The following is a 10,289-nucleotide window of genomic DNA, read 5'->3' as shown; positions in this document are numbered from 1 at the left end:
TGTGAGCGGAAGCGAGGGAAAAACTCAGGTCGGCGGGCTGCTTGGTGGTCCCAGCCCAGATCTCGGGATCGTTTTGGACCTTCTGCATGAGCCGGCCGGGATTCTCCGTGGTGGTGAAGTCCACCTCGATCGCCGGGCCGTATTCGCCTTCTGCGAGGCGGCCGTCTGCCACGGGAGGGACGGCCTTGAGGGGTGCATCGAGGACGAGCGGGACCGTCGGCTCCCCCGAGGGGGATTCCGAGCGGCCGGGGCCAAAGTGATTGCGCCGAATCATCTCGGCGAGTTCGAGCTGGTTCGTGTCCTCGGCGTGCTCGATGACGTCATCGAGCAGGGGGCCGGCCTCATCGGGTCGGCCCTGGTTGAGGAGGACTCCGGCCAGCCGGAGTTTTGCTAGCATGAGGGCGTTGAGATTTGGTTCAGCGATGCGATCATGTCTCGCAACGAGGTCTCGGAGCTGATGTTCCGCCTCGTCCCAGACACCTGCCCGGATCGATTCGACCGCCAGCATCGATATCCATCGCAACATTATGTTGTGCTCAGGCCCCAGCTCCTCTTCAGCACAGGCGATTAGCTCCTTGGCAATGGCAATGACCTGCTCGAACCCTTCTTCCTCGTCCGGAAAGTTGCCCTCTCTCCTTGCGGTCATCAAGTCATGGACAGCGTCGTTCACCCATTGGTGCTCAATGCCAAAAATGCGCAAATTATCATAGAAGTCATCCCGAAACATTCTGGCGACCTCGGCGAGCGGCCGATCACCGAGTTTGACGTAGGTATCTATCAAATTGTCTTTCGCCATGAGGGTAATACCGTCGTCGACCGGCTCATTTGAACCCAGATCGATTAGCTCCTCGAACAAGCCACGGGCCTCGAGAACCCGCCCAGATCTCATGTATCTGATTGCCAAATAATTAGTATATGTTCTTTGGCGTTCATTGTTCTGGCCCGCGATGCGCCGGGCCTCTTCGAGGAGTGCGATGGACTCGTCGCTGTCCGGCAGCACGTAGCCTAGCTTGGCCATGATGTCGACGGTCAACGCGTCCTCCGGGCCTAGGAGGCGGCGGGCGTGTTCGTATTCCGCTTCAAGGACTTCCCGAGCTTCGCCCAGCTTGCGGAGCCGTAGGAGGGCAAATGCGTAGCGCTTGCGTGCCCGGATCGTGTCGGTCTGGTCGTCTCCGAGGTGTTCGGCGTAGAGCGCGACGGCCCGTTCCGCGTGCTCAAGGGCTTTCCCGTACCGACTGAGGTTGTCGTAGGTGCTGCTCAAGGCCAGGCGGATGCTCGCCTCGACCAGCGGCTGATCGGCGAACTTCTCCGCGATCCCCGAGTCAGCCCGCTCTAGCACCTGGTCGACCGTGACCGTCCCTCCGAGGGTCTTGTACGGCGAGGCCGAGCCGATCAGGTCATTGATGAGGAACTCGACCACTGCTTCGGCATGAGTCGCGCGGAGATCAGCCTCACCGCGTGCCTCCTCGGCCTCGGTCCGTGCCCGGGCCGCCTCATCTGCCCTCCGGTCCGCCATAACGCGGGCAACTTGTGCCGCCTCCGCCTCGCCATCAGCCCGCTCGCGCTCAATGGCCTCCGAGCGAGCCAGCCGGAGGTAGTACCGCGCGGCGATCGAGGAGCCGACCGCCAGCACCAGCACGAACGTCGCCACCAGGCCGCCGACCGCCATCGCCACTCGATTCCGACTGACGAACTTCCGCAGCCGATACCCCGTCGACGGCGGGCAGGCCGACACCGGCTCATTGTCCAGGTGATGCCGCAGGTCCGTCGCCAGCCCGTTGGCCGTCTCGTAACGCCGGTTGCGGTCCTTCTCCAGGCACTTCATCACGATCCAGTCCAGCTCTCCGTGCACCGCCTGCGTCAAGCGGCGGGGCTCGGAACTGCGACGGACCGAAACGTCCTCGGACGACTGCTCCTGCGTAGTCAGGCGCGAGCTGGGGGTCGGCGGGTCCTGCTCGCGGATGATCCGCCGGATCTCGTCCAGCGCCGCGGTCCGGAACGTCTGTGCGTCGAACGGGGTCGTGCCGGTGAGCAGCTCATAGAGCAGCACCCCGAGGCTGTAGACGTCGCTGCGGGTGTCCACGTCCAGCCCCGACAGATCGGCCTGCTCCGGGCTCATGTAGAGCGGCGTGCCCAGCATCTGCAGGAAGCCAGTGTAGAGGGTCTTGTCCGTCAGTCGCTGGCCCGTCGCCTTGGCGACGCCGAAGTCGATCACCTTCGGGACGGGCGTCCCGTCGTGCTGGGTGACCAGGACGTTGGTCGGCTTCAAATCGCGGTGGATGACCCCCTTCTGGTGGGCGTGCTGTACCGCCCGGCAGACCAGGATGAACAGCTCAAGCCGCTCGGGGATCGAGAGCCGGGTCCGGTCGCAGTATTCGGTGATCGGGATGCCCTTGACCAACTCCATGACGAAGAAGGGCCGGCCCGCGTCGGTGGTACCGGCGTCGAGCACGCGGGCGATGTTCGGGTGGTCCATCAGGGCCAGCGCCTGCTGCTCGGCCTCGAAGCGGGCAATCACTTGGCGGGAGTCCATCCCCGGCTTGATGACCTTCAGGGCCACGCGGCGGCGGACCGGCTCGACCTGCTCGGCCATGTAGACGGTGCCCATGCCCCCCTCGCCGATCGCCTCGAGCAGCCTGTAGGGACCGATGACCGTTCCGGGCCGGGCCACCTCGTCGTCTGGGCACGTGGCCGCCTCGCCCGATCGATGCCTTTCCGTCTCCACCGAGCCCGGCATCGGCTCCTCCAGGAAGCTGCCCGCCCGGAAGTGGGCGTCGACCAGCTTCGCCACCCGACGATGCAGGTCGGCATCCTCGCCGCAGGCGTCGGCGAGGTAGTCCGCCCGATGCTCGGGCGAAGCGATCTCGATGGCGACACAGAAGATGGTATCGAGGCTCTGGGCCTTGGCGGGCATGCTCGGACCTCCCGTCGATGGACCTGCTCAACCTTCAGTGCGACATCCGCGGCGACTGGGGCTCATGACTCGCCCGATTTATTCCCCGAAGGGCCCTCGTCGCGATCGGTGAGGGCGTCGAAGAGCGAGGCGCGGGCCACAGCCCAGTCGCGCTTGGCTGTGGCCTCGGAGATGCCCAGGCAGGCGGCGGCCTGCTCCAGGGAGAGCCCGGCGAAGGTCCGGAGCTTGACTAACTCGGCCTTGCGCGGCTCTTCTCTGGCGAGTCGGCTCAGGGCCTCATCCAGGTCGAGCAGGTCCAACCGATCGGCCGGCTCAACGGCGAGGTCCACCTGGTCGATACGCCGCTGGTCGCCCCCGTACTTGAGCCGTCGCCTGCGGCGTGCGTTCTCGACGAGGATGCGGCGCATGGCCTCGGCCGCGGCGGCAAAGAAGTGGCCACGGCCGTTCCAGCAGCGATCACCGGCACCGTCGACCAGCCGGAGGTACGCCTCGTGCACCAACGCCGTGGCCTGGAGCGTCTGTCCCGACTTCTCCTGCTCCAGTCGGTTGGCGGCGAGCTTGCGCAGCTCTTCGTAGACCAGCGGCAACAACTGCTCCGCTGACCGGAGGTCACCGTCCTCGATCGCCGAGAGGAGGCGCGTCACGTCGTTCATGGGGAGGGGCCTCGGGGATGGGGCCGACGGTCGCGGCGGCTCCATCGAGACCGCGATCACCTGCTCCCCTGCCGATCGCCGGACGGCCGGATGACGTGTCGCCCCCAATCTATCCCGGCCATCAAGTTGTGTAGAGGATGCGATGGCCTCCGATTGGGGCGATGACCTGTTGACCCGAGGAGATCAGTCACGATCGAAGCCAGACGGCCGCTGCCACCGGCGACTGCGGCCCCGGCGTCCCCTTCCATCGGGTGTTTCGTTGAAAGCCCCGGATCGCCCGTGAGCGGCTTCCAGCCCGCCGCACGGCCTTGGTACGGGCCACTGAGGTGTCCTCGCGGGCCTCCGGGCAATCCTCTGGCCTCCGGCCCCACGCCATCCTACGCCCAGGTCGAAGCAGGGACTGGCGAGGTCCCGGGCCTGGGCCGGGTCCAGTTCCGGGTCGAACTCAACCGCGAGCGCCACGCCGCCCAGAGCAACCCAGGCTGCGACGGCGACCGGATCGGCGGCGTAGACGGCTTGTCGGAGGGCAGCATCCTCGAAAGGAGTCCGTGCCCAAGCCCTTCCGGGGCCCGAGGTCCTCGGCAGCGTAAGAGTCCAGGCCGTAGCCCTCGAAGGCATCGAGTCGAACGTCACCGTTGGCCTTCCGGTGAGAGCCAGTCACTACCACCTGACTACCACCTTGGGGGGCTCTACCACGCGAAAACGCTGGGAATCTTCCTCACCTGACAGACGCTTTTCAGGCTCGGTCGATGCCGGTAGAGTGGCCAGATGGCCCGCGGCGTGGCCTCGGACCGAGGGAGGCCCTCACTATGGCCGACGTTCCCGAACTTCTCTCGTCGATCGATCGCGGCGACCCGTACGCCGCCGACCGCCTGCTGCCCCTGGTCTACGACGAGCTCCGGAGGCTCGCCGCCGCCCGGCTATCGTGCGAGCCGCACGGCCAGTCGCTCCAGGCCACCGAGCTCGTCCACGAAGCGTACCTCCGCCTCGTCGGCCACGACCGCGACCGCCCCTTCAACGGCCGCGGTCACTTCTTCGCCGCCGCGGCGGAGGCGATGCGCCGCATCCTCGTCGACCGCGCCCGCAGGCGGCACCGCCTGAAGCGTGGTGGCGGTCGCAGCCGGATGCGCGTCGACCTCGAGGCCCTGCTCGTCGACCCGCCAGGCGACGAACTGCTCGCCCTCGACGAGGCCCTCGACGCCCTTGCCCGAGAGGATCCCAGGGCCGCCGCCTTGGTCAACCTCCGCGCCTTCGCCGGCCTGGGCCTCGCCGAAGCGGCCGAGGCGATGGGCCTCTCTCGACGCTCCGCCGATCGTGAGTGGGCCTACGCCCGCGCCTGGCTCGCCCACGCGCTCTCCGGGACCGACGTGGATCGCTCAACCGAATAACAAAATACGGCCCACTGGCGCATCTGGGCTTCAGACGGCGCATTGAGAGGCAAGTCCGGATGCGGGTGTGACATGACGGCCCCGTCCCTGAGGCACGCGGGCGGCCCGGGCCGTCGGCGCCGGAGTCGAGCATCCATGTCATGTTCGAGCGAAAGGTAGGTGTCCGATGGGTGGCCGGCCCGACGTCAAGGCCATCTTCAGCGCGGCCCTGGAACAGCCCGCCGGGCACGACCGAGCGGCCTACCTGACCAACGCCTGCGCCGGCGACGATGCGACGCGACGCCGGGTCGAGGAGCTGCTGGAGGCCCTGGAGCGGGCCAGCGAAGTGCTCGGCCCCTCCGAACGCCCCTCGTCCGACACCCCGGCCGGGTTCGACATCCCTACGAGTTCCTTCGAGCCGGCCTGGGCGGCCGGGCCGAAGGTCACTGCGGATGAGACGTCGTCCGCCTCCGCGGCCGACGCCCTGCCGCCCGGGACCGCGGTCCGCTACTTCGGCGACTACGAGATCCTCCGCGAACTGGGCCATGGTGGCATGGGGGTGGTCTATGAGGCCCGCCAGGTCTCCCTCAACCGCCCGGTGGCCCTGAAGATGATCCGCGCCGGCCTGCTGGCCGGCGACCACGAACTGCTCCGCTTCCGGAACGAGGCCGAGGCGGTGGCGTTGCTCGACCACCCGGGGATCGTGCCTGTCTACGAGGTCGGCGAGCACGAGGGGCAGCACTTCTTCAGCATGAAGCTCGTCCCCGGCGGTAGCCTCGTGCCCCTTCTGCCACGTTATCGGGACGACCCGAGGGGGGCGGCGCGCCTGGTGGTCCAGGCGGCCAAGGCGGTGGCGCACGCGCACATGCGCGGCATCCTGCACCGGGACCTCAAGCCGGCCAACCTGCTGGTTGATGCCGAGGGTTACCCGCATGTGACCGACTTCGGCCTGGCCCGTCGGATCGAGGCCGACACCGAGCTGACGGCCTCTGGGATGGTCCTGGGCACGCCGGCCTACATGGCCCCGGAGCAGGCGGCCGGGCGGCGAGGGTCGATTACGACCGCCACCGACGTCTACGGCCTGGGCACGGTGCTCTACGCCCTGCTGACGGGCCAGGCCCCGTTTGGCGGCGCCTCGGTCGTGGAGACGCTGGAGGCGGTGCGCAACGCCTCCCCGGAGTCGCCGCGTCAGCTCAATGCGGTCGTGCCACGCGACCTGGAGGTGATCTGCCTGAAGTGCCTCGAGAAGGATCCGAGGCGGCGGTACCCGACGGCCGCCGCGCTGGCCGAGGACCTGGGTCGGTACCTGGAGGGCCGACCGATCACGGCTCGACCGGTGGGGGCGGCGACTCGGATGTGGATGTGGTCACGCCGCAACCCGCGGCTTGCGGGCCTGGCGGCCTCGCTGGTGCTGGCACTGTTGGCCGGGACGATCACCTCGACCGCCTTCGCGCTTCGGGCACGCGCCGAGGCAAGGCGGGCGAACATTGAGGCGGCGCGGGCGAACGGCGAAAAGACACGGGCCCAGCAGCAGCGAGACAACGCCGAGCGACTCTTCTATGCCGCCGAGATCCAGTTGGCCAGCCGCGACTACGCGGCGTACGACCTCGCTCAGATGCGTTATCACCTCTCGAGCCTGGTGCCGAGCGGCCCCGATGCGGTCGATCACCGCGGCTTCGAGTGGTCTTACCTCCAGGCCGCCTGCCAGCAGGAGATCCGCGTCTTCCGCGGGCACGAGGGTCCGCTCAAGTCCCTGACATTCGCGCCTGACGGCCGCCGCCTTGCCACGTCCGGATATGACGGCACGGTACGGCTCCGGGACACCGCCACCGGTCGTGACCTGGCGGTCCTCCGTGGGCATGAGAGGTTGGTCAGCTCCCTGGCCTTCGCACCCGATGGACGCCGTCTGGCGACGTCGGGAAATGACGGTACGGTACGGTTATGGGATGCCGAGACCGGTGAGGAACTGACAGTCCTCCTCGGGCACGAGGGCATAGTTAACTCCCTGGCCTTCGCGGCCGACGGCCGCCGCCTTGCCACGTCCGGATATGACGGCACAGTACGGCTTTGGAATGCCGAGACCGGCCGTGAGCAGGCGATTCTCCTCGGGCACGAGGGCCCGGTCGGGAATATTGCCTTCGTACTCGACGGCCGCCGTCTGGCGACGTCGGGAAACGACGGTACGGTACGGTTATGGGATGCCGAGACCGGTGAGGAACTGGCAGTCCTCCTCGGGCACCAGGGCCTGGTCACGTGCCTGGCCGTCGCACCCGACGGTCGTCGGCTGGCGTCGGCGAGCAACGACGGAACGATACGCTTATGGGATGCCGAAAGCGGTGTGGAGTTTCCCTCCCTTCGCTATAACGGGAACCTGGTTACGTCCCTGTCCTTCGCACCCGACGGCCTCCGCCTGGCCACGGTGAGTCGAGACGGCAAGGACTGGACGATGGTTCCAGCCTGCACGGTGCGGATCTGGGACTCATGGTCTGGCCGAGAGCTGCTCAACCTCCGCGTCCACGAGGGCATAGTTTACTCCCTGGCCTTCGCGCCCGACGGGCGCCGCCTGGCTACGTCTGGATATGACGGCACGGTACGGCTCTGGGACGCCGAGACTGGCCGTGAGCAGGCCGTCCTCCGCGGGCACGAGGGCGGGGTTACATCCGTGGTATTCTCACCCGACGGCCGCCGCCTGGCGTCGGCAGGCGGCGACGGCACGGCGCGACTCTGGGACGCGGTCGCACCGGATGCATTGACCGTCCTCCGAGGACCAGGCGACCGCCTCCACTCCGTGGCGATTGCACCAGATGGTCAGCGGCTCGCGATGGCTGTCAATGACAACACAACCCGCCTCTGGGACCTCGAGACTGGCGTCGAGTTGGCCGTCCTCCGACATGAGGATACCGCCTGGCCGGTGGCGTTTTCACCTGACGGCAGACGCGTGGCGACGGCGAGCTTCGACGGCACGGCACGGCTCTGGGACGCCGAATCCGGCCGTGAATTGCGAGTCCTCCGTGGGCACGAAGGGAAGGTCGGGGCCGTTGCGTTCGCACCCGATGGCGACCGTCTGGTAACCGGTGGGGATGACGGGACGCTGCGGTTGTGGGAGATCAGTACGGGGCGTCAACTGGCCATTTTCGACGCACCCAAAGCGTTGATCTATTGCATCGCCTTCAGACGCGACGGGCGCCGGCTGGCCACAGCCGCTTCAGACGGGACGGCGCGGCTCTGGGACGCGAACACAGGTCGGCAACTCGCCGTGTTCCGAGGCCATGGGGGGCGTTCGGTCGACTCCGTGGACTTCGCACCGGACAATCGTCGGGTGGCATCCTCGGGCGCTGACGGCACAGTGCGAATCTGGGATGCGGAGACCGGACATGAGCTGGTCGTCCTTCGGGGACACAGGAGGACCTTCGTCAACTGGGTGGCGTTTTCACCTGACGGCAGACGCGTGGCGACGGCGAGCTTCGACGGCACGGCGCGGCTCTGGGACGCCGAGACCGGCCGCGAACTCTTCGTCTTCCATGGCCACGAAGGCGGGGTCGTGCACGTGCGCTTCTCGGCAGACGGGACACGGTTGGCGACGGCGGGCCACGACGGCACGGTGCGGATCTGGGATGCATCCCTAGTGACGGAGGAGGTCCGAGAACGGCGGGACGCTCTGAGCGTGGTCCGCTTCCTGATCGATCAGGCCGCGTCCGAGGACGAACTCCGCGACCTCATCAGCCGCGAGTCGACAATCTCCGAGTCGGTCCGCGCCCGGGCACTCGGCGAAGCAGGACGATTCTGGGAGACTCGGGTGCGGTCGCGGTCCGAAGCCGTGGTCGGTGCGTTGTTCGAAGCGGGATGCCTCCGGGCTGAGGTCCGCGAATCCCTCGGCAACGACCCGTCGCTCGCCCCCGAAGTGAAGGCTGAGGCCCTCTCCCGAGCGGAGGTCTGGAACTATTCCCCCAAGGTCCTCATCACGTCGAGCAGGCAAGTGGCCTGCCATCCTGATCGGGACCGGTCCGCCTACCTCGGTGCCTTTCGCCGGGCCGAGATTGCCTGCCGGCTCGAACCCGGTGACGGGAAGACGCTTAACACATTGGGCATCGCGCAGTTTCGTTGTGGCCTCGATCACGAGGCCCTGGAAACGCTCCAGCGGTCGAACGTGCTCAACGGCGGCGACAAGCCCATGGACCTCGCTTTCCTGGCAATGGCCAACTACCGACTCGGCCACCGCGATCGAGCTCGAGCCCTGCTGACGCAACTGCGCGATGTGATCAGGGATCAGAGCGAGCCTGCGACGAACGAGAACCTGAATTTCCTCCGCGAGGCCGAGTCCCTGATCCTCGGCGACCCCCGCCTGCCCGGGCTTCACGACCTCTTCGCGCCGGGACCACCGGCTCGCACGCCCTGACGATCGACAGGGCTCTCCTCCAACAGGCATCCGGTTGCGCGAATCCAGACGGGTCCGATGAAACAAGTACTTAAAGAAAATATCAATACTTCTGGCGCACCGACCGCGCAGACGGCGCATTGGGGGTGAGCACGGCTCTCGGCACGGGCAAGCGGTGACCCGAGGAGGGTCGTCGTGACGTCCCCCGGGAGACGATGGCTCGCAACGCGTGAGGATGGGTTACACCCTCCCATGCGTTCTCCGTCCCGTGCTCTAGGTGCCTCCGTGAACCCATTGTGTCGAGTCCTGTCACCGAGGAGGATGATTCATGTTCCCTGTCCCTCGCTCTCTGCGAGTCTGTATCGCTCTCGCGACCTTCTGGGCCGCGTCCCTCGTCACGATCTCGACTGCATCCGCCCGCTCGGATGCGAACTCACAGGTCGTCCCGTTCCATGCCCAGTTCCGCGGCCACAGCTACGCGGAGTGGCTCACTCAACAATGGTAGTGGGCGTTCTCGCTTCCGGTGGATCAGCATCCCCTGTTCGGCAACGCGGACTGCAGCGAAGGCCAGTCAGGGAAGGTCTGGTTCCTGAGCGGGACCCTCGAGACGGTCGTCATCGCGCCGGGCGTGATCCTCGGCGAGGTCGATCGCGACTGCGTGATCCCGTCCGACACGGCACTTTTCCGAACCCGCGGACGGGATCGTTCGATTGGCCAGTCTGTTCTCGATCGAGCATTTTTTCGCAGCAATCTGGACGGTAGCCTCTTTTCGGCAAATCTGTGGATTTTTGTGCGATTCCGACGGGGCCCAATAACATCCGTCCTTGGCAGTTCCGCTCGTCAGGACCTCTCGGCGGTGGCCCCTCGAGGACGCGACGTCCAGTCGCCTCGGCTTCGGCTCGCTCGGGTCGCCCGACTCCTATGCTCGCACCGCAGCAGATCCGGCCGCCCGCGGTGCCTCCCGGCATCATCACATCGGC

General features: G+C 67.0%; 4 protein-coding genes. 2 read left to right on the top strand and 2 right to left on the bottom strand.

What is annotated here, in order from left to right; all coding sequences use genetic code 11:
* Both GA615_RS19170 and GA615_RS19165 read right to left on the bottom strand, forming a co-directional pair.
* Positions 1–2,914: protein kinase domain-containing protein (locus GA615_RS19170; RefSeq protein WP_152052927.1), on the bottom strand; the 2,914-nt coding region annotated here is incomplete at its 3' end.
* A 62-nt stretch (positions 2,915–2,976) separates the two neighbouring features.
* Positions 2,977–3,567: an ECF-type sigma factor gene (locus GA615_RS19165; RefSeq protein WP_152052926.1), complete on the bottom strand. Its 591-nt coding sequence runs from the start codon at positions 3,565–3,567 to the stop codon at positions 2,977–2,979.
* Between the two features lie 809 nt (positions 3,568–4,376).
* Between GA615_RS19165 and GA615_RS19160 the strand changes: the two genes are divergently transcribed.
* Together GA615_RS19160 and GA615_RS19155 are read left to right on the top strand one after the other, a co-directional pair.
* The gene (locus tag GA615_RS19160) at positions 4,377–4,955 is read left to right on the top strand and encodes an ECF-type sigma factor (RefSeq protein WP_152052925.1); all 579 of its coding nucleotides are present in this window, start codon (positions 4,377–4,379) and stop codon (positions 4,953–4,955) included.
* 166 nt (positions 4,956–5,121) lie between these two features.
* Positions 5,122–9,330 (top strand): WD40 domain-containing protein, encoded by a 4,209-nt coding sequence (locus GA615_RS19155; protein ID WP_152052924.1) that lies wholly within the window; start codon positions 5,122–5,124, stop codon positions 9,328–9,330.
* Positions 9,331–10,289: the final 959 nt, after the last annotated feature.

The sequence above is a fragment of the Tautonia marina genome (genome assembly GCF_009177065.1).
GTDB lineage: Bacteria > Planctomycetota > Planctomycetia > Isosphaerales > Isosphaeraceae > Tautonia > Tautonia marina.
Note: the sequence above shows the minus strand (reverse complement) of the source record. Positions and strands in the feature narration are given on the sequence as shown.

Coding starts and splice junctions, on each gene's coding strand:
- GA615_RS19165 (WP_152052926.1), bottom strand. CDS start 3,567: ATGAACGACGTGACGCGCCTCCTCTCGGCGATCGAGGACGGTGACCTC.
- GA615_RS19160 (WP_152052925.1), top strand. CDS start 4,377: ATGGCCGACGTTCCCGAACTTCTCTCGTCGATCGATCGCGGCGACCCG.
- GA615_RS19155 (WP_152052924.1), top strand. CDS start 5,122: ATGGGTGGCCGGCCCGACGTCAAGGCCATCTTCAGCGCGGCCCTGGAA.